The sequence below is a fragment of the Lacrimispora xylanolytica genome (assembly GCF_026723765.1).
GTDB lineage: Bacteria > Bacillota > Clostridia > Lachnospirales > Lachnospiraceae > Lacrimispora > Lacrimispora xylanolytica.
Window position 1 is genome coordinate 3,620,160 of record NZ_CP113524.1, and the last position, 22,740, is coordinate 3,642,899.

21 protein-coding genes and 1 pseudogene are annotated in these 22,740 nt (G+C 40.2%); 5 read left to right on the plus strand and 17 right to left on the minus strand.

Annotation, left to right across the window (positions count from 1 at the left end):
• Positions 1–608 precede the first annotated feature (608 nt).
• The 3 genes from OW255_RS16855 to OW255_RS16865 form a co-directional block, all read right to left on the minus strand.
• Positions 609–959: a nucleoside triphosphate pyrophosphohydrolase gene (locus tag OW255_RS16855; protein WP_268114730.1), complete on the minus strand. Its 351-nt coding sequence runs from the start codon at positions 957–959 to the stop codon at positions 609–611.
• A complete protein-coding gene (locus OW255_RS16860; RefSeq protein ID WP_268114731.1) occupies positions 952–1,260 on the minus strand; it encodes a hypothetical protein in 309 nt (102 codons plus the stop codon). The genes OW255_RS16855 and OW255_RS16860 overlap by 8 nt, the downstream gene beginning before the upstream one ends.
• Before the next feature lie 257 nt (positions 1,261–1,517).
• A complete protein-coding gene (locus OW255_RS16865) occupies positions 1,518–2,813 on the minus strand; it encodes a LysM peptidoglycan-binding domain-containing protein (protein WP_268114732.1) in 1,296 nt (431 codons plus the stop codon).
• Between the two features lie 225 nt (positions 2,814–3,038).
• Here OW255_RS16865 and OW255_RS16870 point away from each other — a divergent pair, with 225 nt between their 5' ends.
• Entirely contained in the window at positions 3,039–4,055 is a 1,017-nt protein-coding gene (locus OW255_RS16870) for a YARHG domain-containing protein (protein WP_268114733.1), read from the plus strand.
• Positions 4,056–4,128: 73 nt separating this feature from the next.
• On the opposite strand, the gene OW255_RS16875 is transcribed toward OW255_RS16870, so the two are convergent.
• The 7 genes from OW255_RS16875 to OW255_RS16905 form a co-directional block, all read right to left on the minus strand.
• Positions 4,129–4,482 carry a peptidoglycan-binding domain-containing protein gene (locus OW255_RS16875; protein ID WP_268114735.1) on the minus strand — a complete coding sequence of 118 codons (354 nt, stop codon included), beginning with the start codon at positions 4,480–4,482 and terminating at the stop codon, positions 4,129–4,131.
• A gap of 165 nt (positions 4,483–4,647) precedes the next feature.
• Positions 4,648–5,487 (minus strand): nitroreductase family protein, encoded by an 840-nt coding sequence (locus OW255_RS16880; RefSeq protein WP_268114736.1) that lies wholly within the window; start codon positions 5,485–5,487, stop codon positions 4,648–4,650.
• A 28-nt stretch (positions 5,488–5,515) separates the two neighbouring features.
• Positions 5,516–5,866: an ArsR/SmtB family transcription factor gene (locus OW255_RS16885; RefSeq protein ID WP_024835121.1), complete on the minus strand. Its 351-nt coding sequence runs from the start codon at positions 5,864–5,866 to the stop codon at positions 5,516–5,518.
• Positions 5,867–6,094: 228 nt separating this feature from the next.
• Positions 6,095–6,403 (minus strand): hypothetical protein, encoded by a 309-nt coding sequence (locus OW255_RS16890; RefSeq protein WP_268114738.1) that lies wholly within the window; start codon positions 6,401–6,403, stop codon positions 6,095–6,097.
• A 204-nt stretch (positions 6,404–6,607) separates the two neighbouring features.
• Positions 6,608–7,540: a homoserine O-acetyltransferase MetA gene (gene metA, locus OW255_RS16895; protein WP_024835119.1), complete on the minus strand. Its 933-nt coding sequence runs from the start codon at positions 7,538–7,540 to the stop codon at positions 6,608–6,610.
• 3 nt (positions 7,541–7,543) lie between these two features.
• A complete protein-coding gene (gene ligA, locus OW255_RS16900; protein WP_268114739.1) occupies positions 7,544–9,502 on the minus strand; it encodes an NAD-dependent DNA ligase LigA in 1,959 nt (652 codons plus the stop codon).
• Entirely contained in the window at positions 9,492–10,280 is a 789-nt protein-coding gene (locus OW255_RS16905; protein WP_024835117.1) for a pseudouridine synthase, read from the minus strand. Before OW255_RS16905 ends, ligA begins: the two co-directional genes overlap by 11 nt.
• Before the next feature lie 206 nt (positions 10,281–10,486).
• Here OW255_RS16905 and OW255_RS16910 point away from each other — a divergent pair, with 206 nt between their 5' ends.
• Together OW255_RS16910 and OW255_RS16915 are read left to right on the plus strand one after the other, a co-directional pair.
• Complete coding sequence (locus OW255_RS16910; protein ID WP_024835116.1) at positions 10,487–10,882, plus strand: bacteriohemerythrin; 396 nt, start codon at positions 10,487–10,489, stop codon at positions 10,880–10,882.
• Between the two features lie 199 nt (positions 10,883–11,081).
• Positions 11,082–12,056, plus strand: a complete 975-nt coding sequence (locus OW255_RS16915) for an aminoglycoside phosphotransferase family protein (protein ID WP_268114740.1) — start codon at positions 11,082–11,084, stop codon at positions 12,054–12,056.
• A gap of 443 nt (positions 12,057–12,499) precedes the next feature.
• Here the strand turns inward: OW255_RS16915 and OW255_RS16920 are convergent, their stop codons facing one another.
• The 3 genes and pseudogenes from OW255_RS16920 to OW255_RS16930 form a co-directional block, all read right to left on the minus strand.
• Positions 12,500–12,727 carry a hypothetical protein gene (locus OW255_RS16920; RefSeq protein WP_024835114.1) on the minus strand — a complete coding sequence of 76 codons (228 nt, stop codon included), beginning with the start codon at positions 12,725–12,727 and terminating at the stop codon, positions 12,500–12,502.
• A 65-nt stretch (positions 12,728–12,792) separates the two neighbouring features.
• A pseudogene (locus tag OW255_RS16925) lies at positions 12,793–13,548 on the minus strand (nucleoside recognition domain-containing protein); the annotation flags it as partial.
• A complete protein-coding gene (locus tag OW255_RS16930; RefSeq protein WP_268114741.1) occupies positions 13,544–15,181 on the minus strand; it encodes a recombinase family protein in 1,638 nt (545 codons plus the stop codon). The gene OW255_RS16930 and the pseudogene OW255_RS16925, both read right to left, overlap by 5 nt.
• Before the next feature lie 499 nt (positions 15,182–15,680).
• Here OW255_RS16930 and OW255_RS16935 point away from each other — a divergent pair, with 499 nt between their 5' ends.
• Positions 15,681–16,319: a glycoside hydrolase family 11 protein gene (locus tag OW255_RS16935; RefSeq protein WP_024835111.1), complete on the plus strand. Its 639-nt coding sequence runs from the start codon at positions 15,681–15,683 to the stop codon at positions 16,317–16,319.
• A gap of 93 nt (positions 16,320–16,412) precedes the next feature.
• The gene (locus OW255_RS16940; protein WP_331485666.1) at positions 16,413–17,333 is read left to right on the plus strand and encodes a formylglycine-generating enzyme family protein; all 921 of its coding nucleotides are present in this window, start codon (positions 16,413–16,415) and stop codon (positions 17,331–17,333) included.
• Positions 17,334–17,407: 74 nt separating this feature from the next.
• On the opposite strand, the gene OW255_RS16945 is transcribed toward OW255_RS16940, so the two are convergent.
• From OW255_RS16945 to OW255_RS16960, 4 genes are read right to left on the minus strand one after another with little or no spacing between them, the layout of a single operon-like run.
• Positions 17,408–19,078, minus strand: a complete 1,671-nt coding sequence (locus OW255_RS16945) for a glycoside hydrolase family 13 protein (protein ID WP_268114742.1) — start codon at positions 19,076–19,078, stop codon at positions 17,408–17,410.
• A 25-nt stretch (positions 19,079–19,103) separates the two neighbouring features.
• Positions 19,104–20,786, minus strand: coding sequence for a glycoside hydrolase family 13 protein (locus OW255_RS16950; RefSeq protein ID WP_268114743.1), 1,683 nt, complete (start codon positions 20,784–20,786; stop codon positions 19,104–19,106).
• A 13-nt stretch (positions 20,787–20,799) separates the two neighbouring features.
• On the minus strand, positions 20,800–21,657 hold the full coding sequence (locus OW255_RS16955) for a carbohydrate ABC transporter permease (protein WP_024835107.1): 858 nt from the start codon (positions 21,655–21,657) through the stop codon (positions 20,800–20,802).
• A complete protein-coding gene (locus OW255_RS16960) occupies positions 21,657–22,700 on the minus strand; it encodes a carbohydrate ABC transporter permease (RefSeq protein WP_024835106.1) in 1,044 nt (347 codons plus the stop codon). The genes OW255_RS16955 and OW255_RS16960 overlap by 1 nt, the downstream gene beginning before the upstream one ends.
• Between the last annotated feature and the right edge of the window lie 40 nt (positions 22,701–22,740).

Consider the following 22,740-nt stretch of genomic DNA (forward strand, 5'->3'; position numbering starts at 1 on the left):
TTTGTTACTATAAAAAATACAATAGAGATTTATGTCATAACATAAATCTTAAATCATACCTCCTTGTACCGGTCTTGAGAGTTGATTGCAACCGATTATATTGTACCCTGGGTTTTGCGCCACTTATTTTTGATTTAGATCAATCATTCATTTTAAAATATGTATTATACCTAAGAGACATCCTCCTTTTTTATTTGAACCATAATCTGTCATGCAAGACTCCTGTTCAACCGTTATAGTTTAATATTATAATGATTGAATCATTTCATGCTGCACGAAAGCTGCAATTTTCTTACCTAATAGTTTTCTTATTTATTTGAACTTGTCTAAACTCGGATGCAACTCCACATATGGATATACCTCTCAGTTATTGATTCTTTCAATGATCATTTTGTTTGCAGTTATGGATCATAAACCTAATATATAATAAAATTTGCTCAAAAAACGGGTCGTGTCGAAAATAGTCGATTTTATGTAGAAATTGACCTACTATTAAGTTTGATGATATAAAAAAACAAGCCCCTATCCTTATATTTCTATAAGAATTGGAAACTTGTCTACTTCCCATTATGATCCGTACCAGACTACTTTTTATGCGTATTAACCATTCAGAAAAAAGTACTTCCTGTTTCATCGTTGGTCTTATATTCGTCTTCTGCAAACTCTAAAAATACTCTATTATCAAAATTTCCCCTTAAAAGGGCTTTCTCTTTCCTTTTTGCTTCTAGCTCTTCTACGGTAAACCCTCTGGCTTTACAAATTCCGTATAGAACTTCCAAAATATCAGCCATTTCTTCTAAATTTTTATCGATCTGATATTCATTAACCTCTTCATTTAACTTTTTATCCAACTCTATCCTATATTCTTCTTCCAACAACGTGTAATAGGCTGCTGTTCGGCCATCATTTTTTATTATATCCGGGATCTTATCTCTCACCAGTTTATTATACTTAATCACGTTTTTGCACCTTTCTTTCAAAATCGTATGGCTCATCTTCCAATCTTTCTAATTCTATTTCAATAATACCATTATCACGGCAGACAAAATTATCTTTTGTTCCTATCGGCTGCTTTCTTAAATCGTTGCACTTTGGATATATATCTGCCAGAGTGGCATAACAGAACTTATTCAGGTGATTGAAACTTGTGTCGAAGCAATGTTTCTTAATTACTATTTCATCACCTTCTTGAAAGATGGGGCAATAATGATTCTTTTTTACTACGGTCATTTTAATAACGGTTTGAGGGTGAATTTCCATAGGTTTTCCTCCTGGGCTCTGCTTAATTAATAGATAAATCGAATCAATATTTTATATCTATCATGGTAATATGGCCTCTGCTCCGTGTCAATATATTGTTTAATAACCTTTTAAATCTTTGAACAGATTCTGTATCTTTTTGTTGGTAAAGCTGGTCGGTCAGGCTTTCCTCATTTGCAATAAAATAGACCTGCTATGATTTTAAGTTCTCATAAAAGGTCTATCTACTAAATATTATTTAAAAAATATCCTCTTTTTTAACCGTTCAAATGCGGCTTCTCTATGTAATATTCATTATTAATAATAAGCCACATTTGAGCATCAAATTTCATTATAGTCCAAACAGACAGTCCCTGTAGATTATATTCTGAAACCAGATTAATTCGTGCTTCAAAACTTCTTGCATCTTTGAACCATATTACATGTAGAATTCCATCACTTGCCATGTAATAGAAATAAGGAGATTGGGCCGGTTCGTTGAATTGTATGGGAATATTATTTTCCGCTGCAATTTGCACCGCTCCATTATTGGTTACTATAGTGGCTCCAGTAGATCCAGGAATATAGGGGAGTGGCCAATCATAACCAACCGTGGTGATTCCCAGAAATATTTTTTCAGGAGGAATAATATTAACTGAATAATCTAACAGTTCAGTCAATACATTTACAGGGAAAACCGAGCTAGGGTATCCGAGTGTTCTCGCCCAATCATAGGAAGCGAAAATGATACCATCTACATAATTAGCTAATTTTGAATAATCGATTCTTTCAAGGCTGATGCCGGCGTTATCAATATTCGTAACAGGTGTTATCGTAACCAGTATCCTGAAACCTTCTGAACGAAATAGTTCAGATGCTCTCTTTAAATACTCTGAAAGCTTATCAATATTGTCATAACTGATATCTTCTATATATATATTTATGCCGTGATATCCTTTCTCTTTAATTATTTGCAAAGAGTTTTCCATCAGGCGATTTTGTATGTCAGGATTATTTAAAATAGTATAATTAACCTCACGATTAACCATGCCATCTTCCGCAATGGTCGAAACAAACATAATTGGTGCCACGCCATAAGATTCTGCCAAATGGATCAGATCCGTATCGTTCCCAGCGGTAACGATTTCCCCTTCGCCGGTAGCTCTATAATTAAAGATGGTCAGATAAGATAAAAATGGAAGCGTTTTTATTAATATGGAGCGATCAATATAAGAAAATGTATATCCACTGGTAGCTATGGTTCTTGTTCTGTTTGTTTGATATTCTATCACAATGGTTTCACCTGCGTAGAGATATTCCCGATCTGAAAGATAGGGATTATTTCTTAATATTTCCATAGGTGAAACATTATGCTGCTGTGCAATGCTTGCCAACGTATCTCCTGGCTGGACGACATAGACCGTTTTAGGCTGAACAATAACAATGGTTTGGCCAATTGCCAAGTTTTCCGGGTTTGTGATTCCATTTTCCATGATTAATCTTTCAACAGGAATCTTGTACTGCTCTGATATGGTAGAAATGGTTTCACCAGCTTGAACAATGTGTATGGTCATGAGTACCCCAAAATGATCTTTTTCTCTCTATGTATATGCCTTTCTTATTATTTCATTCTTTGCAAATTAAATTTTCTGATATTATTAAGAATGCGAATATGAATACTATAGCCAACACTCCAACGATTTGATACAATATTAAAAAACACCATCAATTATATTTATCAATTACAATGAAGAGAGTATTCACTGTTAAGCAAGCTTCTAATTAGAAAGGTGATTGTTATGAAAAGTAAATCTATGATATTCATATTTTGTAGTTGCCTTACCTTTACCGGATGTGCGAAAACAAATACTAGTACATTTCCGGATATTAGTTCAACTCAAATAGAAAAAACGACAGAACAAAACATTGAGAATAAAGCTGACGATACAGCAATTCCAAAATCAGTTACCAAAAATTATGAAGTTTATTCCGGTTTTTGGTCAGAAAATGGCCTAAGCCATGATGAAATCCTGTCCAATGGTGGTACAGAATTCAACATTCAGATCACAGATAATAATAATTTAGAAGGATATCTTTTTACACAACAAGGCACCAGCGAACGTATAGCTGAAATTGATAATATTGCCGGTAGAATAGATGACGGGACAATTAGCTATAGATTTAATGATGATGGATGGGGTGGCTCCGGTATTCTTTATATTACATTTAGCAATGATATGATTCAAATCGAGGTGCAGGATTATAAAATGAAGGATACTAATTTGTCTGGCTATGGAATTTCAGGTGCGTATAAGTTGATAAGAACCAAAAAAAGTGAAGCAAAAGTAACCAAAGAGGAAATAACAGAGAGCGAAACTACAGACGAAGAATTTCTTGATGCGATACATGAAAGATATTACTCACATTGGTCAGAAAGTGATATGATTAATGCTATAAATGAGCGAAAACAATACCTTGAGAAGTGTTCCTTCTATCCTGAAGTGGTGAAATATTTAGAAACAGTACGAGAGGTTACTGATATTTCTTCTGTTGTGGAACCTTTATATTATACGGATATGAGGATTTATCAAAAGCAGGATTTTGATCAAGTACCACCTTTAATCATTCATCTGGCTAAAAATGAAATTTATGCAAGACATGGTTATATCTTTAAGAATGAGGATCTATATAATTATTTTAAAGGCCAATTATGGTACGAACCATCTATTTCTCCAGATAAATTTGAAGACAGTCTATTTAATAAAAACGAACAAACGAATCTGAGGCTGTTAACTGAATTAGATACTTACAAATGAATACCTGTCTTAAATTATAAAACTAAAAGAATGGGGTGTGGTAAAACACCCCATTCTTTATCTTTAAGGAGTATTAATTCCAAAACCATCCAGCCATACCGTCGGCAGTAAGCCCATTTGCTGATTGAAATTTAACTAAACCATTATAAGTACCATCTCCTGCTACTCCATCAATCGTTCCGGTATAATAGCCTTTTTTCTTTAAAGCGGTCTGAATTGGGGTTATGTCTGATTTTATTTTCCCCCAGGTTCCATCACCAACAATACCATCCGATGTCAATCCTCGTGCTGATTGGTATTTTTTTACCGAGGTTACCGTATTATCATCAAAAATACCATCCAGTCGTATTGGATTAATGCACAAAATCCTTAGACCCTGCTGTAAATATCTTACGTTGTTACCTGTATCTCCTTTTTTAAGTAGCATTGTTTTCTCCTCCATGAATTATTTACTTTAAATGCGCATTCATTGAAAGAGAAATAAAATTAGAATCATATTGTAAACTTGAAAAATGTTTAATTAAATTTTAAAAATTTAAACTTTCACGTCTACTGCTATTTAAACTAGGGACTTACATGTAAATTAGTTTTTTTAACTAACAATCCAGGAAAAAGTATAAAACATCTGGTCGGGGGTCTGAATATCAGGTGTTGCAAGCTTCTCAAATCTTCCCGCTAGTCCCTTTTCCATTGCTGCCATATGGAAGTGGCAGGCTCCAATCCCCATATCTACTCTTTGTATATCAACCTTTTCTTCATCCTTTTTCAGTGTACTTTCTTTGTAAAAATGATATATGTCCTTATCTTTAATCACTCGCCATGGCTGCTTATTGACCGCAGATGGTGCCAGGCGCATCATTTCCAGCGGAAATGCATATTCCCCGGCTTCTTCTTTTGTTAAAGGCTGTGTGAAGCCCTGCTGAAAATATAGCTTGCTCCAATCCATTCTCTGGTCCGATTTTACCACCTTACTCATGATGGATTCCAGAAATCTCTTTTTACCAACTGGATATCCTATTGGGGAAATACATGGAATGACTTCTCCTGCTTTTAAATTCATGGCTGTTGCAAAGCTGTTGTGGTCGAAGGTGCCGCCTAGCCAGCAGGTGCCTAGTCCAAGGGAGGTGGCATACAGGACTAATTCCTCAAAGGAATACCCCAGGGCTTCCAGAGAGAGTTCGTCTTTGCTTATGGATGCAGCAATGAAGTCCTGAGCGCCTTTTATGACTCCATAGGTTCCCAGCTTTTCCCCGTCTCCAGATATGTGTTTCTTCAACAGCTCAAACGTAATGTCGATGGAAAATGGGTTGGTTAACTCTGTCATGTAGGCTTCGATTTTATTTCTTACCTCCGCAGAAAGTGCACGGTTCTCATAGGTTCTCACGCTGTGTCGCTCTTTGACTGTCTTCTCAATAGGAAATGATAGATTCATATTTACTCTCCTCCACAATATGATTTATTTATTCTTCTCCTCTACAAGGTGCATTTTCAAGAATCTTTTCTACATGAAGCAACAATGTTTTTAACTTGTTTAATTCATTTTTCTTAGAGTCAAGATAGTAGTAATTTTTCGTTCCCTCACGTCTCATCCCAATAATCCCTGCATCTTTTAGTATTTGTAGGTGGTGAGATACCGCAGGTCTTGACAAATGAGTTTTATTTGTTATTTCACCTACTCTTACTCCCTTGCAATCACATTCCATAAGAGACATGATAATACTCTGCCGTGTTTCATCCCCTAATGCGATTAGGGATTTTTGACAGGACTTAAATTCATTTGTTAATAGTTCTAACTCATCTGCTTGTTCCATTGTATAAATCCTTTCATCAATTAAAGGTTTAATCCTTTGGACCATTGTATCACAATAAAATCAAAATAATTCATTGGGAAAGAAAATCGAGACCAATACTATTTATAAAATCATCATAGTAATCTTCTGCAACACTTCACATCTTCCTTTTTTCCGTATTCATAAATGTTCATTAATCTTAGCAAGGATATCCTGTAGCTATAAGGTGATATTAATGGTGCAAATATCCTATTCCCAGTAATAAAATTCAAAGCCATCTTCTGGCTCTCCAATTGGATATCCCAAAAGTTTTGTTGCCTCTCTCTTAAACAATGAGAACCATTCCTCCCATTCTTCCTCCGGGAGTTCTGCATAAAATGTTAATCCGCTGGGTTCTACGGATACATCAATTAACTTTTGATCCTTTCCATACCATTGGGGGCAGCCATCCACAAGCCCATTCCAATGTGGCATTTTCTTATATAATTCCCCCAATTTATCCCACACCTCATTAGGTGCTGTATAATGAATATTTAGATTATGATTATGTATGTCCACAGTTTTTTCTCCTTATTATTCCTCAATTGTTTATCCTACTTTTTATTATAAAAGAGGAAGAAGCTGGAATCAATATATAACGAGAGCACCGCCAGATTTATATGACGATGCTCTCGTTAATTGGTTATATTTTTTAGTTATTCATGTTTTTTAGTTTCATATATTTTTTTAGAAGTATAGTAAAATCATGATCACTCTTCCCAATTATATCACGTAATCCGCCTCTTCACCATCAAGGTCAAACGGTGTTACCTGATATACATAATAATTCAACCAATTGGCATACAACGTATTTGCCGCATTCCTCCAATTAAGCATCGGAACCGTACTAGGATCATCATTTTCATAATAATTACATGGAATCTCCGGGTTCAGTCCTTTATCCAAATCCCGATGATACTCCCCATCTAACGTCATCCTGTCATACTCCGGATGCCCCTGGACAAAGATCTGTCTTCCATCCTCGCTCATGACCAGAAACAGTCCTGCTTCCTTAGACTCCACAAGTACCTTAAGCCCAGGAACTTTATCAATATCTTCTCTTCTCACCTCAGTATACCTGGAATGGGGAGCCATGATAAAATCATCCATACTCCGAACCAATGGCACCTTCCGATCCAGAACCTTGTGACTGTAGATACCAGATAATTTACTGTCTCTCTTAAACTTATGAATTCCATAATGATAATAAAGTCCGGCCTGGGCGCCCCAGCAGATATGGAGCGTACTTGTTACATGAGTCTTACTCCATTCCATGATGCGTTCCAGCTCTTCCCAGTAATTCACCTCTTCAAATTCCATATGCTCCACAGGAGCGCCGGTGATAATCATTCCATCGAACTTTTTATTCTTTACTTCATCAAAATAGTTATAAAATTTATTCAAATGGCTTGCAGAGGTGTTCTTTGAAGTATGGCTCTCCAGCATGAGAAAGGAGCAATCCACCTGGAGGGGTGTATTAGAAAGGGCGCGAAGAAGCTGAGTTTCTGTATCTTCCTTGATTGGCATCAGGTTCACGATCAGAATCTCAAGAGGACGTATGTCCTGGGTTGAGGCACGGTCCTCGTCCATGGTAAATATGTTCTCTTTTTCCAATACGGCTTTGGCTGGCAGATCCTTTTGTACTTTAATCGGCATATTTTATTCCTCCAGTAATTTTATGAATTCTTCCTCCGAAATAATGGGCACTCCCAGTTCCTTTGCCTTCTTATTCTTAGAGGAATTGGACGTAGTATCATTGTTAATCAAATATGTGGTTTTTGAAGTGACGGAGCCAGTGGCTTTGCCGCCCTGAGCCTCTATGGCCTCCTGGAGTGCCTTTCTGTTTTCAAAATGCTCAACAGAGCCAGTAATGACAAATACCATGCCCTCCAGCTTTCTGCTGCCTTCCGCCTCTGCTTCCTGCTTAATATTGACCTCCATAAGCAGGCGGTCCACCATCTCGTTATTCTTTTCCTGACTGAAATAATAAATCCAGGCATCTGCCAGTACTTTTCCGATACCAGATACGGAAGTAAGCTCCTCTTCTTCTGCATGACGCATTTTATTAAAGTCAAACCGGAATTCTCGACAGAGCATTTTTGCATTGGATAATCCGATTCCAGCGATTCCCAGACCATAAATCAGCCTTGGCAGAGTAGTATTGGAAGCGGTCTTGATTGCCTGAATCAAATTGTCGTAGGATTTTCTTCCGAATCCTTCCATCTGAGTGATGGTTTCCTCATACTGCTCCAAATGGAAGATATCAGCAAATTCTTTGATAAATCCGGCTCCAATGAATTTTTCCAGGGTGGCTTCCGATAATCCGTCTATATTCAAGGCATCTCTGCTGACAAACAGGGAAAAGCTCTTAATCCTCTTGGCCTGGCAGTCTGGATTTACGCAGTATAGGCTTTTTACATCGTTGACCTGTCGTATTTCGGTCTGACCATTGCACACCGGACATTCCTTCGGGATCACGATATCATTGCTTCTTGTTAAATTGTCTGCGATCTGAGGGATAATCATATTTGCCTTATATACAGTGATTAAATCCCCTTCTCCTAATTCCAGAGCTTCCATAATGCTTAGATTATGAACACTGGCACGGCTTACGGTGGTTCCCTCTAATTCCACTGGTTCAAAGATGGCAACCGGATTAATAAGACCGGTTCTTGACGGGCTCCATAAAATCCTGGTCAGCTTTGTTTCCCGAATCTCATCGGCCCATTTAAAGGCAATGGCATTGCGGGGGAACTTGGCGGTACGACCTAAGGACTCACCGTAGGAAATGTCATCATAGATGAGCACCAGACCGTCAGAAGGTATGTCATAGCCGGATACTTCCGCGGCAAACTCTTCTACTAATGCAGGAAGGGACTCCTTTGTTACCATTTTATAATCTACCACATCAAAGCCCTGGGCCTTTAACCATTCAAACTGGACCCGTCTGGAGTTTTGAAAATCGACGCCTGTAGCAGATACCAGTGAAAACGCCTTAAAGTTTACATTTCTCCTGGCTGTGATCTGATTGTTCAACTGTCTGACTGAACCACTGCATAAGTTTCTGGGGTTTTTGTACTTGGCAGCTACATCTTCGATTTCCTCGTTTATCCGGTTAAAATCCGAATACTTGATGATTGCCTCTCCTCTTAGGACAAGCTCTCCCTTGTGGGATATATTTAAGGGGATATTGGAGAAGACCCTGGCGTTATTGGTGATGACCTCTCCGATTTCTCCGTTTCCTCTTGTGACTGCTTTTTGAAGGGTTCCGTTATTATAGTTTAAAACCACAGTCAATCCGTCCAGCTTCCAGGAGAGGATTCCTTCCTGACTGCCTAACCAATCGGCCAGTGATTCCACACTTTTTGTCTTATCAAGGGAAAGCATGGGGCTGTCATGGGCTTCTTTTGGAAGCTCACTTAGCACCTGGTAGCCTACGTTTTGGGTAGGACTTTTAGACAGAACCACTCCTGTCTCCTGTTCAAGGTCCAAAAGCTCATCGTAAAGCCGGTCATATTCATAATTGCTCATGATTTCCCGGCTTTCCTGATAATAGGCTTTTCCCGCCTCGTTTAAGATGGGGATCAGCTCTTTCATTCTGCTTATTTTAGCGTCCATCAGATAACTCCTTTTTATGTTCTTTATAGGAAAGATTGGATGAGCCTTTTATGGCCTCCTTCATCTGGTGGTATTCTTTTTTAGAGAGCTCTCTGTAAGCACCTGGTTTTAAATCTCCCAGCTCAATGTTCATGATTCGCATTCGCTTTAGAAGCCGTACCTCAAATCCCAGTTCCTTGCACATTCGGCGGATCTGGCGGTTAAGACCTTGAGTCAAGATGATCTTAAATGCTTTTTCTCCGGTTTTTGCAACAAAACAGGGCTTTGTGGTTACATCTAACTCGGATAAATGAACTCCCTTTTTCATCTTACGGATAAAATCGTCTGTTACGGGACGATTTACTTTTACAAGATATTCCTTTTCATGAGCATTTCCGCTGCGCATCATTTTATTCACCAGGTCTCCCTGGTTTGTCATGAGGATTAAGCCTTCGGATTCCTTGTCCAGACGTCCGATGGGGTAAATACGGACCGGATAGTCTAACATATCCACTATGTTAGGAGCCCTGTCCTTATCGGAAGTGGTGCATACAATGCCTTTGGGCTTATGGACGGCTAAGAGAACCTGCTTTTCCTTGTGGCTTTCCTTTCGACCGGATGCGGTTATCACACGGCCTTTCACGGTTACGGACTGGCCGGGAAGAACCTTTTGACCGGTTGCTGCGGCTTGTCCATTAATCTTCACTTTTCCAGCCTCTATGAGACGGTCCGCCTCCCTACGGGAACAAATCCCTGCTTCACTTAAAAATTTATTCAGACGGATTCCATCTGCCTCCATAATCATTCTCCCTTACTGTTTACTAAGTAAAAATTATAGCATTGCTGAGTGGGAACGTCAAACTCAAACGCTTCTTTTAGGCTTAGGTTTTACCTATAACAAAAATATGGTAATAGTTACTACTTTCAGTTTTACTCATTGCTTTTTCCAATATATGGGTTTATAATGTTAATTAAAGTATTAATACTATCAGGAGGAAAAAAGTTATGCCTTGGACACAAAATTTATCCGTTGGGATTTCTATGATCGACGACCAGCACAAGATGTGGTTTCAGAAAGCGGAAGCTCTCTTTGAAGCTGGAAAGAATAATCGGGCAAAGGAATATGTAGGGGAGCTTCTTGAGTTCCTCGATGATTATACCAAAAAGCATTTTGCCGATGAGGAAAAATACATGTTAAGCATTAAGTATCCTGGATATCAGGAACAAAAGGCGGCTCATACAGCCTTTATTACTCAGCTTAATAAGATTAAGAGTGATTACAATTCTTCCGGTGGAAATTTACTGGTAATCCTTAATGCGAATCAGATGATTCTTGATTGGCTGACCAAACATATCTCCAATATGGACAAGCAGATCGGTGAATTTGCAAAAAAAGCATAATAATACATAGAAAAAGAACGGTTCCTTCTTAACTACAATCAGACTGGTACCGTTCTTTTTTTACGATAAACATTACTATCCCAAATATCAGTTAATCCATGCAAGAAATCAACTATTTTCATAAGTTTCCTTTTCTGACTGTTCCAACAATGGTATAATACCATCAAGGATCCACATTAAAAACGGGAGGTTCTTCTCTATGATAAGTAAGACGAAAAATTCACAGACAAAAGATACGCTGCACCGTATGGCCGCCAATGCATTTCCCCTTGAAACATGTACGGAAATCTTGGAACTGACCGAGGGCTACTTTAATGTTGCTTACAGAATTTCTTTCTCCGGGGGACGCTCCTGTATACTCAAGATTGCACCTCCCAAAGAAGTCCGTACCATGTCCTATGAGAAAAATATCATGGCTAGTGAAGTTTACGCCATGAATCTGGTTGCCAGAAAAACATCTCTTCCCGCTGCAAAGGTTCTATTTTATGATGATAGCTGCTCCTTATGCGGTTCTCCTTATTTCTTTATGGAGGAGCTTAAAGGTGCCAGCTTTTCATCCCAGCAGGAAAAGCTTTCAGACGAAGTGAAAAAGCAGATCAGAATCCATTCCGGAAGGCTTAACAGAGAGATCAATCAAATAACCGGGGATATCTTTGGATATATGGGAAATGGGGATTTACAGGGCAACAACTGGTTTTTCGTGTTCTCCCAGATCATAGAGTATGCCTTAAAGGACGCAGAATACATGTCAGTGGATTTGAAAATCCCTTCTCTCCAGCTAAAAGAATGCTTAACCCTTAGTAAACCATTCTTTCAGTCTGTTACCACACCATGCCTGGTTCACTGGGACTTATGGGATGGAAACATATTTATAAAGGATAACCAGATCAGCGGATTGATTGACTGGGAACGATGCGTGTGGGGAGATCCTCTCATGGAAGTGGGATTTCGTACTTATGAGAGTCATGAGGATTTCCGCTTCGGTTATGGAAAAGAAGCCTTTTCTCAGGAAGAATCCATCCGGGCGTTGTGGTATGACATATACACCCTGCTTCTTGTCGCTCAGGAATGCGATTACAGAATGTATGATACAAGAGATTTTTATGACTGGTCTACGGATCTTTTGATGAAAAAATGGAAAGAATTGCAGCTTGCGGTTAAGGAAGCTCTGTAAGAAGAGAAAGGTCAGTAGATATATATTGTCAAACAAATCCATATGTGTTATATTAGAATTACAAGAGGAACAACCGCCCACAAAGGGGTTGACCCAAATCAGGATAGAGAAGCCACCCGTACCGGTCAAGTATCAGGGTGGTTTTTCTTATGTATTGTTACTTACTAAACGTAAAAACGAATGTAAGTAATGCCAGAACGAAAAGACCAAAGGTCATAAGATCTTTAAAGTCATACTTCATCAGCACCACCCCCATTCTATCAAAGAATGAGGCCAACACACCCTGTAACACGATTGTTCCATACCACCATGGTAACATATCCCAATCCAATGAGCAATTATTTTCCCCACCTTAAATATTAAAAATATAAAACGCCACGGCCGTACTGAGCTTCAGTACCTCGCGACGTTTTATAACTTTCATAAATCACCATTAACAACACCTATGTGAATTTATACTTCACTTCACAGCCGTTAGAGATGCGGTTACAGATGTTCACCACCCGCTCCATGACAGCGGGTGTTTTTTCGTATTCCATTTTGATTTGCATTTCTTTTAAATCTTCTGAAATCCTGATATCCTGCACTCCGTCTACCTTTTTAATCTCTTTTTCAATGCTCCTGGCTTTCTTCTGGTCTGACAGGGCGCAAACGTGGTAACTCCGGTTCACGCTTCTCCCTCCTTTCCGATTGTTGTTCTACTCCAATTGTAGACAAATGGTGGAAGGTTTAAACATTACAGGAAGGCTCTGGCAATGGTTGCAAAGATAAAACAGACTATCACCCCGGTCACAGTGGGTACCAGCCAGGATATCAGGGTCCATTTCATGCTCTGAGTTTCCTTTCGTATGGTCAGGCAAGTGGTGGAACAGGGCCAGTGCATCAGGGAAAATAAAAGGGTGCTCACAGCCGTAATCCAGGTCCAGCCATTGGATACCAGAAGGTGTTTTAAAACAGACAGATCGTCGATCTGAAGCAGCTTTCCTTCTGCCATATAAGCCATAATGATGATGGGCACAACAATTTCATTGGCGGGAAATCCCAGGATAAACGCCAAAAGAATGACTCCGTCAAGCCCGATGGCTCTTGCAAATGGATCCAAAAATCCGGAACAGAGGGATAACAAGGTGACATCTCCTATTGTCAGATTTGCCATGAGCCAGATGACCATACCTGCCGGGGCTGCAATCACTACAGCGCGGCCGAGTACAAACAGAGTCCGGTCGAATATGGACCGAACAATGACCTTGCCAATCTGAGGTCTTCTGTAAGGAGGCAGCTCCAGGGTAAAGGAAGAAGGCACTCCCTTTAAGATGGTAACGGACAAAAGCTTTGAAATCACAAGGGTCATGACGATTCCAAGTACAATGACACCAGAGAGAATGGCGGCAGACAGCACCGTGGAAGAAAGACCAGTGGCGCCCCCGATAAAAAACATGGTTATAATTGCAATCATGGTTGGGAATGCGCCACCAGTCAAAGGGAAACTACTGATCTATGTAAACATGCAGCTTTTTACCATCCCAAACAATTTTTTGAACCATTAATTTAATCAAAGTCCGTTTTTCTTCCAAGGTCATAATTCTATAAATCCTTCTAACACTTATTAAGTCATGAGAAGCCTGGTTGATTTTAAGGGAGCTCTCCTCATAGCTGCCTGCCTTGTTTTTAAGACGGCTCTGTTCTTCCAATAAAGATGTAATCTCTCCCTCAAGCTCACTTATTTTTTCATTTACCCGGCTTATAAAGGCTTCTCCCAGATTATCATGGGACAGTGTTCTGATTAGATTATTGATTTCACCAGTGTTTTTTTTGATTTTATCTTCTATCACCTTACAGGGATCTTTCTCTATCTGCTTTTGTATCTCACGTTTCAGTTTATCCAGCAGTAAAAAGATATTTTTATTCTCATTCATATAGGGAAGCAGGGATTCGAAGACCATGTTATCCGCCTGCCTTCCGTTTAAATTAAAGCAGTTACATAGATCTGTACCGGCACGTAGCTTGCTGTTACAGATATAATCATATGATTTCTGACTTCTTTCGTCGCTGATTCTTTCCTTGCTCCTTCTCTGTTTTGCAAACATGCGGCTGTTGCATTGACTGCAATAGATGGTTCCTGATAACAGGGAATAGCTGTTGTGCATGATAGAGGGCTTTTTTCCAGTGGGAATATTACTCTTAAGTATCTCCTGCACTGTCACCCATTTCTTACCGGATACCACTCCTTTATGCTTTCCCATAGCCACGATCCATTGGTCCATTTCCTGCCTTGGGGCGCTTTTTTTCCGGTAATCCCGTTTGTTGTAGGATAATAATCCATATCTATTAGAACAATCAGGCCGTTCAAAGCAGATATCTGCATGATGTTTCCTAAAAAAATCCCAAGCCTCCTCATCGGCAATACAATAAACGGGATTTTGCAGAATCTCTTTGATTCCAGGAAGAGAAAACATGTTTCCATTCCTGGTCCCGATCCCCTCTCTGATCAGATATTTGCTGACACCGGAAACACTGCAAAGCTCTAAAAATTTCTCATAGATACTGCTTACGATAGAGAGCTCTCCTGGATTTTCCTTTAGTTTGCAGGCGGTTTTAAGTTTGCCGTCTAAAACAACCTCCTGAAGCTTTTCAGAGGTATAGCCTAATGGGGTAGTGCCTCCCAGCCACCGGCCGGTGCGGGCCAGTAAAAGCATATTGTCCCGGACACGCTCGGCTATGGTTTCCCGCTCCAGCTGGGCAAAGACAGAGGCTATGTACATCATGGCCTTTCCCATTGGCTTTGAGGTATCAAACTCTTCCCGGATGCAGATGAAGGATATATTCTGATGATTCAGCTCCTCAATGAGAGAAGAAAAGTCGCTGACATTACGGCTGATACGGTCCAGACGATAGCAGATGACGTATTGAGGTCTTATACGTTTTAAATCCTTAAGCATCTGCTGAAACTGAGGCCGGTTGGTATTTTTCGCGGAAAATCCTTCGTCCTCATAAATGCTTATCTCTGCCTGCTTGGCATTTGGCAGTTTATCTGAAATATATTCTTTGCACATCTCCACCTGGTTTTCCACGCTCTCGCCTTTTCCTGTATAAACAGACTTTCGGCTGTAAATAAAAATATTCAAAGCTGCTCACCATCCTTTTCATTACATGTATGCATATGGATCATATTAATGCTTTTATCCCATAGGAAAAAGGCTTTTATATGGCAAAAAAACGAATGTCTCAAAAAATAAAAAATAGACAAAAAAAAATTATTTTGTTACACAGGCGATACAAACAATTGGTAACATTAACCAAAAATTATTAATTTTATTACAAACCATTTACAAACATGTCCATGGCTGATAATATGTGCGTAATGGAGATTTTTTATTTTTCTATAGCCTGAATTCAGACTAATCTTTTAAACTTCTTAGTTTTACCTGACTAATTCTTGGTCAAAGGTACAATCCACAATCATTTTACTAGTTACATCCCGCATGATAACCGAATAAAAGGCGGCTTTCCTGTTATTGTTAGAAGAGCTGTCTATATAAGAAAAGGAGGACATTTTTAGGTAATATTTATATCGTATGTAGGTAAGTACAAGTACCATGTTTCTTTAAACAGGAGGGGAATCATATGAACAAAGTAAGTAAAAAGGTCTTATCATTTGTATTTGTTATTGCAATGGGTATTTCAAGTATCTTTGCTGGTACTACATATGCTGCCACAGACTATTGGCAGAACTATGATGATGGCGGCGGATATGTAAATATGGTCAATGGCTCTGGCGGTAATTTCAGTGTAAACTGGACCAACTGTGGCAACTTTGTTGTTGGTAAAGGCTGGACTTACGGAACTCCTAACAGAGTCGTTAACTATAACGCAGGTGTTTTTGCTCCATCTGGAAACAGTTATCTGACCTTTTACGGTTGGACAAGAAACTCTTTAATTGAATATTATGTAGTTGACAGCTGGGGATCCTACAGACCAACTGGCACCTATAAGGGAACCGTAAGCAGTGACGGTGCTACCTACGACATCTATACAACCATGCGTTACAACGCTCCATCTATTGATGGTTATCAGACATTCCCACAGTACTGGAGTGTCAGACAGTCTAAGAGACCTACTGGCAGCAATGCTCAGATCAACTTTGCAAACCACGCAAATGCATGGAGAAGCAAAGGTATGAATTTAGGTAATTCCTGGTCTTATCAGGCAATGTGCGTTGAGGGCTATCAGAGCAGCGGAAATGCTAATGTAACTGTTTGGTAATTTTATATAGCACCTGATAAGGTGTAATTATCTAATTAACACTGTACTTACCTACATACTATTTAAATATTGCAGTTTTGGAATTTCCATAACATGTATTGTTATGTATCCATACATTTTATGAATGAGGAAATTGTTTTAAGCAGAGAAAACCATACGGAAAGGATTACAGCTATGGGGAAAAAACTGATCTTGCTTTTGATTGCAGTAGCCGTATTTTCCTGCGGTTGTTCGAAAGAAGAACAGGAAAGTCTCGTGTTAGTCAAAGGCAACGCTGCTGCAGATACTACGTCTCTTTCACAGGGACAAGCAGAAACCATCTCGGATTTTTATATTGGCAAATATGAGGTGACCCAAAAGGAATGGACGGATGTGATGGGCAATAATCCTTCTGGTTTTCAAGGTGAGACACTGCCGGTTGAAACAGTAAGCTGGTATGATGCCATTGAGTATTGCAATAAGAGAAGCGAAAAAGAAGGATTAACCCCTTATTACTCCATTGATAAAAGTAATAAGGACCCAGAAAACGTAAGTGAATTTGATGATATAAAATGGACGATATCTGTGAATGAGGGAGCAAACGGTTACCGGCTGCCCACAGAAGCAGAATGGCAATATGCTGCCGGCGGAGGTATGGAGAGCAAACAGTATACCTATAGCGGCGGCAATAATGAAGAAGAGACCACATGGTATTTCAGGAACTCCGGGAAGGAATTTTTAACCGGTGACTGGGAATGGACCCGCATTGAAAACAATCGGAATTCGACTCATCCCGTTGGTTCTAAAAAGCCCAACGAACTGGGCCTTTACGATATGTCTGGAAATGTCAGGGAATGGTGTTTTAACTGGTATCAGGATCTTTTAATCGGAAGTGGAAATTACCGTGTCTGGAAAGGCGGAGGTTGGCTTGGGGATAAAACCAGCTGCCAGATCTCCTACCGCGGAAAGTATGAAGCCAATGGTAAGGGGCCGGATATGGGACTTCGCGTATGTCGCAGCATATATGAGAAATAAAAAACTTTTTCTATAAAAAGAAGGTCAAAGAAGGGCGAATGCCGTCTTCTCTGACCTTCTTTTAGTTCCTCTTGCTATTGAAATCTTAAAATCAAAGCCTGATATCCATCTAGCAATAGCTTTCTTCCGTCTGATGATAACTCCTTCTTATTATTTAACAGTACCTCATACTCTTCCTGTTCCAGAAGAAATTCCTGTGGTTCCGGTTTAAAATTGCCAATGATTAAGATTTTCTCAGCTTTGCTGCTCCGATAATAAGCCATGACTCTCTTTAGATCAGTATAAGCAGGTTCAAAATCTCCAAATACAAGGGTCTCCTTATGCTCCCTGCTTTTTCGTAAGGCAATCAGCTTTTTATAATAATGGAAGACGGAATCCTCATCCTCTATTTGCAGTTCCAGATTAAGATTTCGATAATCGGGATTTACCTTAAGCCATGGAATCCCCTGGCTGAATCCGGCGTTGGTTCCTCCATCCCACTGAAAAGGCACTCTTGCATTGTCCCTGCTGTAGCGGCATACCATTGAAAATGCTTCTTCTTTGGAAAATCCCTGACTTAAGGCCACCTGATACTGATCCAGAGTTGAGATATCGTCTATGTCTTCGATTGAGGTAAAAGGCACATTTTCCATACCGATTTCCTGCCCCTGATAGATGAAGGGAAGCCCCTTTAGCATAAAATAAACCGTTGCCAGCATCTTTTTAGACTGGTCGGAGCATTCTCCTTTAGGAATATAATGACTGACACCTCTTGGTTCATCGTGGTTTTCAATGATATTTGACAGAAAACCTACGCCCTCTGACCGAAGCTGGCTGGCAAAGCAGCAGTCTCTGTAATCATCGGGTGTGATATGCTGATAGTCATACCAGCCTTTGTCACTGATGCCAAAAACGGTTTCATTAAAGTCGAACATAGAGGAAAAGCACCCCTTCTCTCCGATGAACGCCTCCAAATCCTCTTTCTTTTCCCGAAAGACCTCACCCACCGTAAACGCATCGTACTTATCAAATGCCGCTTCCTTCATCTCATTTAAAAAGTCCAGAATGCCTTCTGCCTCATCTACCATCTTTTCGCAGGAAGCCAATCCATCATCCCGGTCAGGCTCATAATCATGAAATGGCAGAACCTTCTTGATGTTCATAATAGCATCGATACGAAATCCAGCAATTCCCTTCTCCAGCCACCACCGTATCATCTCATATATCTTTTCCCGAAGGACTTCATTTTCCCAGTTAAGGTCCGGCTGCTTTTTGTGGAATGCGTGAAAATAGTACTTGTTGGTATCTCCGATTCTCTCCCAAACACTTCCGCCGAAATACGATCTTAAGTTGTTGGGGGCCTTTCCGTCTTTGCCTTCCCGGATATAAAAATAATTGCCGTACTCACCATCCGGGTCTTTTAATGCCTTTTGAAACCACTCATGTTCATCGGAACAGTGATTGACCACCAGATCCATGATCAGATACATCTCTCTCTTTTTTGCTTCTGCGATCAATTCATCCATTTCTTCCATGGTACCGAACCTGGGATCAATGAGATAATAGTCGGAAATATCATAGCCCTGATCTGCCAGGGGAGAGCAATAAATTGGAGAGAGCCAGATAATATCAACTCCTAAGTCCTTTAAATAATCCAGCTTTTCTATGATTCCTTTTACATCTCCAATGCCGTCATTGTTGGTATCTTTAAAACTCTTAGGATAAATCTGATATGCCACCTTATCCTGCCACCATTTTTTAATCATTTTATTGATCCGTCCTATCTATTCTTTATTGTTCTTTCCAATACAATGCGAGAGCCTCATAAGGCCTTAAAATTCCCTTATCTAAGGATTCTCGGTCTTTATAGTTTTGTATGAAGCATTCTGTTGTTTCTTTGTTAAATGCTTCCGGTATATCTGCCTTCACTTCCTGATCCGTAAAATTACACAGCACCAGAACCTGTTCTTTCTCTAAGGTCCTTATAAAAGCAAATATGTGAGAGTCCTCTGGAAGTATGAGCTGGTAAGTGCCGTATACGATCACATCATGTTTTTTTCTAAGAGCAATCAGCTTCTTATAATAAGAAAATACGGATTCAGGATCATCAATCTGCCGGGCTGCATTGATTTCCCTATAATTAGGATTTACTGAGAGCCATGGAGTCCCGTTTGTAAAGCCTGCCTGCTCCTTATCGTCCCACTGCATGGGAGTTCTTGCATTGTCCCGGCTCTTAAAGCGCAGATAATCCATCATGCGCTCATGAGTGACGTGACCGTCTCCGACCAGTTCCTTGTAGGCATTGATGCTCTCAATGTCTTTGAACTGAATCATATCCTCAAACGGATAATTGGTCATGGAAAGCTCTTCTCCCTGATAGATGTAGGGCGTTCCCTTCATCATGTGAAGACAGGTGGCAAGCATCTTTGCCGATAATTCCCGGTATTCCTCTCTGTCATCTCCAAACCTTGATACCGCTCTTGGCTGATCATGATTATCCCAGTAAAGACTGTTCCACGCGCTGTTTTCAAGCTCTGTCTGCCATTTGGACAAGATGCCCTTAAGTATTCTTAGTTCCGTCTTTTGATCCGTCCATTTACCAAACTCTCCACTACTGTCTACGTGTTCAAAGTGAAAGACCATATTAAGCTCTTCTTCCCCTTCTCCGGCGTAGCGTTTTGCCTCTTCTATGGTGACCCCTGCGGTCTCTCCCACTGTCATTAAATCGTATTTGGAAAGAACCCTTCGGTTCATTTCTTTTAAATAATCGTGTACCTTTGGTCCGTGAACGCTGTAAGGTGTAAAATCTCCATAAAGGCCATTGGAGACCTCTCCATCTGGCAGGGCCGGGTCCTTGGATATCATGCTGATGACGTCCATTCGAAAGCCATCAATTCCCTTCCTGCACCACCAATCCATCATGTCAAATACTTCGTCTCTGACTCTGGGATTTTCCCAGTTTAGATCCGGCTGTTTTTTGGAGAATAAATGAAGGTAATACATCTTTGTCTCACTGTCATATTCCCAGGCAGAACCGCTAAAGCAGGAGCCCCAGTTATTGGGACAGCTTCCATCTTCCTTTCCCTCTCTCCAAATGTAATAGTCCCGGTATGGATTCTCCCTGCTCCTTCTGCTCTCTAAAAACCAGGGGTGCTCATCCGAGGTATGGTTGACTACCAAATCAAGCAGGATCCGTATGCCTCTTTCATGGGCCTCCTGTAACAGATGATCAAAGTCTTCCATGGTTCCGAATTCACTCATAATATCCTGATAATCACTGATGTCGTATCCATTGTCATCATTGGGGGACTTACAGATTGGAGAAAGCCAGATCACGTCAATTCCCAACAGCTTCAGATAATCAAGCCGCTGCCTGATTCCATTTAAGTCTCCAATTCCGTCTCCATTGCTGTCCTGAAAGCTTCTGGGGTATATCTGATACACCACCGCTTCCTTCCACCACGTTTTATTCATCTCATTTACTCCTCTATTTAATGGCTCCTTCTACCAGACCCTGAATAATCTGTTTTTGTGCACATAGGAACAGAATGATTACAGGTATCATGGCAAGAAATGCTGCTGCAAGTATCAAATCCCATTGTTTTACGTAAGAGCCTACAAAGCTGCTGACTGCCACTGGAAGCGTCTTAATCCTTCCGTTCAAGCCTAACATCAGGGACGGAAGAAGGTAGTCATTCCAGATCCATATTCCATTTAGAATCAGTACTGTCATCTGTACCGGCTTTAACAAAGGAAATACCACTCGAAAAAAGGTTCCTTCCGGGCTGCACCCGTCAATCCACGCTGCTTCCTCAAGCTCTCTTGGAATCCCTTTAATAAATCCGTGAAGGATGAATACGGACATGGAGCCGCCAAAGCCAAGATAGGCAATGATGATTCCCGTATAACTGCTTAAGAACCGAATTCCAACAAAGTCTGATAATCCCCGAAAGGTGGATAAAAGCGGCAGCATGACCACCTGAAACGGGATTACCATAGACGCCACAAACACCATAAAAATGATATCGGACCACCTGGTCTTATTGCGCACCAGCACCCACGCTGACATGCTGGAAAGCAGAATCAATAAAGTCAGGCTGACTGCAGTAATGAATAAGGAACTTCGAAAGGATTTAAAATAACTGAAATTCTGGTTATGTATCACATTGGATAAGTTAATAAACAGCTGCCCCCAGTTTCTTGGAAATGCAATGGGGCTTATGACGATATCCGCACTCTTTTTTGCTGAATTAAAGAGAACGAGAAGAAAAGGAGACAGTATGGTAAAAGAGATTACGATTGCAACCAACTGGGTTCCAAAATGAATTATTTTTCTCCGGTTCATTACAGCTCCACCTCCTTCTTTTTACTGAAATAGACCTGGGTCATGGACACCATGGCAAGAATCACAAAGAATACCACAGCTTTCGTCTGCCCCAGTGCATACTGGTTCTTTGCAATGGCGGTATTAAAAATATTCAAAGCCAGAAATTCCGTGGAAGCGATGGCCTTTGCCCCCAGAATCCTGCTTGGTGCGCCGTTGGTGATAGCGAAATTCAAATCAAACTGCTTAAAGGAATTTACAAGGGTCAGGAATATGCACACCGTAAAGGTATTGGCAATCATAGGTAGCTTCATATGAATCAAGGTCTGGAACCGTCCGGCACCGTCCACTCCTGCTGCCTCTAAAATATCCTTTGGAACACTTTGAAGTCCAGTTACATAAATCATCATAATATATCCGGCGTACTGCCAGGTACTGACGATTAAGATAGCAATGAGGGCAAGATTGGGATCCGTCAGCATGGATACGCTGCCCTTTAACAGGGAAGGAAATACCTTGTTAAAAATAAACTGCCACACATATCCTAAAACAATACCGCCAATCAGATTGGGAAGAAAGAAGGAAGCCCTGTAAAAATTCTTTCCCCTTACCCCGGACGTACATAAGAGTGCCAGAGCAAATGCCATGACATTGACCGTAGTCATGTTTAAAACCGTAAACAGGAATGTGATGAACAGGGAGTATAAATAATCCGGTGCCTGAAACATCTGTATGTAATTATTAAGCCCTACAAACTGTGTAAATTTGATTCCATTCCAATTGGTAAAGGAATAAAAAATCCCGAATACAAAGGGAATCAGAACGGTTATACAAAACGCAGTGAGTAACGGCAGCAAAAACAATATATTTACCATTCTTTTACGGTTCTTCACCGGATAAAGCCGCACTCCTGTAAGCAGGAACAAAAGCCCTATGACTAACAGACCTCCCCTGATCTGCGCTTCCCGGTGAAACACATCGAGATACAAGGCAATCAGGACTGCGAAAGTACCAAAAGCCAAAACAAAAGCTGCTATTATTTTTCTATTTTTCTCCTCTACCATGATCCTACCCCTCTTCCCCTTTTGCATTGGTTTAAGGAGG

What these genes read in the sequence shown, in the direction of transcription:
- OW255_RS16860 (WP_268114731.1), bottom strand. Translation starts at nt 1,260, where the DNA reads ATGGAAATTCACCCTCAAACCGTTATTAAAATGACCGTAGTAAAAAAG.
- OW255_RS16865 (WP_268114732.1), bottom strand. Translation starts at nt 2,813, where the DNA reads ATGACCATACACATTGTTCAAGCTGGTGAAACCATTTCTACCATATCA.
- OW255_RS16870 (WP_268114733.1), top strand. Translation starts at nt 3,039, where the DNA reads ATGAAAAGTAAATCTATGATATTCATATTTTGTAGTTGCCTTACCTTT.
- OW255_RS16875 (WP_268114735.1), bottom strand. Translation starts at nt 4,482, where the DNA reads ATGCTACTTAAAAAAGGAGATACAGGTAACAACGTAAGATATTTACAG.
- OW255_RS16880 (WP_268114736.1), bottom strand. Translation starts at nt 5,487, where the DNA reads ATGAATCTATCATTTCCTATTGAGAAGACAGTCAAAGAGCGACACAGC.
- OW255_RS16885 (WP_024835121.1), bottom strand. Translation starts at nt 5,866, where the DNA reads ATGGAACAAGCAGATGAGTTAGAACTATTAACAAATGAATTTAAGTCC.
- metA (WP_024835119.1), bottom strand. Translation starts at nt 7,540, where the DNA reads ATGCCGATTAAAGTACAAAAGGATCTGCCAGCCAAAGCCGTATTGGAA.
- ligA (WP_268114739.1), bottom strand. Translation starts at nt 9,502, where the DNA reads ATGGACGCTAAAATAAGCAGAATGAAAGAGCTGATCCCCATCTTAAAC.
- OW255_RS16905 (WP_024835117.1), bottom strand. Translation starts at nt 10,280, where the DNA reads ATGGAGGCAGATGGAATCCGTCTGAATAAATTTTTAAGTGAAGCAGGG.
- OW255_RS16910 (WP_024835116.1), top strand. Translation starts at nt 10,487, where the DNA reads ATGCCTTGGACACAAAATTTATCCGTTGGGATTTCTATGATCGACGAC.
- OW255_RS16915 (WP_268114740.1), top strand. Translation starts at nt 11,082, where the DNA reads ATGATAAGTAAGACGAAAAATTCACAGACAAAAGATACGCTGCACCGT.
- OW255_RS16935 (WP_024835111.1), top strand. Translation starts at nt 15,681, where the DNA reads ATGAACAAAGTAAGTAAAAAGGTCTTATCATTTGTATTTGTTATTGCA.
- OW255_RS16940 (WP_331485666.1), top strand. Translation starts at nt 16,413, where the DNA reads ATGTATTGTTATGTATCCATACATTTTATGAATGAGGAAATTGTTTTA.
- OW255_RS16945 (WP_268114742.1), bottom strand. Translation starts at nt 19,078, where the DNA reads ATGATTAAAAAATGGTGGCAGGATAAGGTGGCATATCAGATTTATCCT.
- OW255_RS16950 (WP_268114743.1), bottom strand. Translation starts at nt 20,786, where the DNA reads ATGAATAAAACGTGGTGGAAGGAAGCGGTGGTGTATCAGATATACCCC.
- OW255_RS16955 (WP_024835107.1), bottom strand. Translation starts at nt 21,657, where the DNA reads ATGAACCGGAGAAAAATAATTCATTTTGGAACCCAGTTGGTTGCAATC.
- OW255_RS16960 (WP_024835106.1), bottom strand. Translation starts at nt 22,700, where the DNA reads ATGGTAGAGGAGAAAAATAGAAAAATAATAGCAGCTTTTGTTTTGGCT.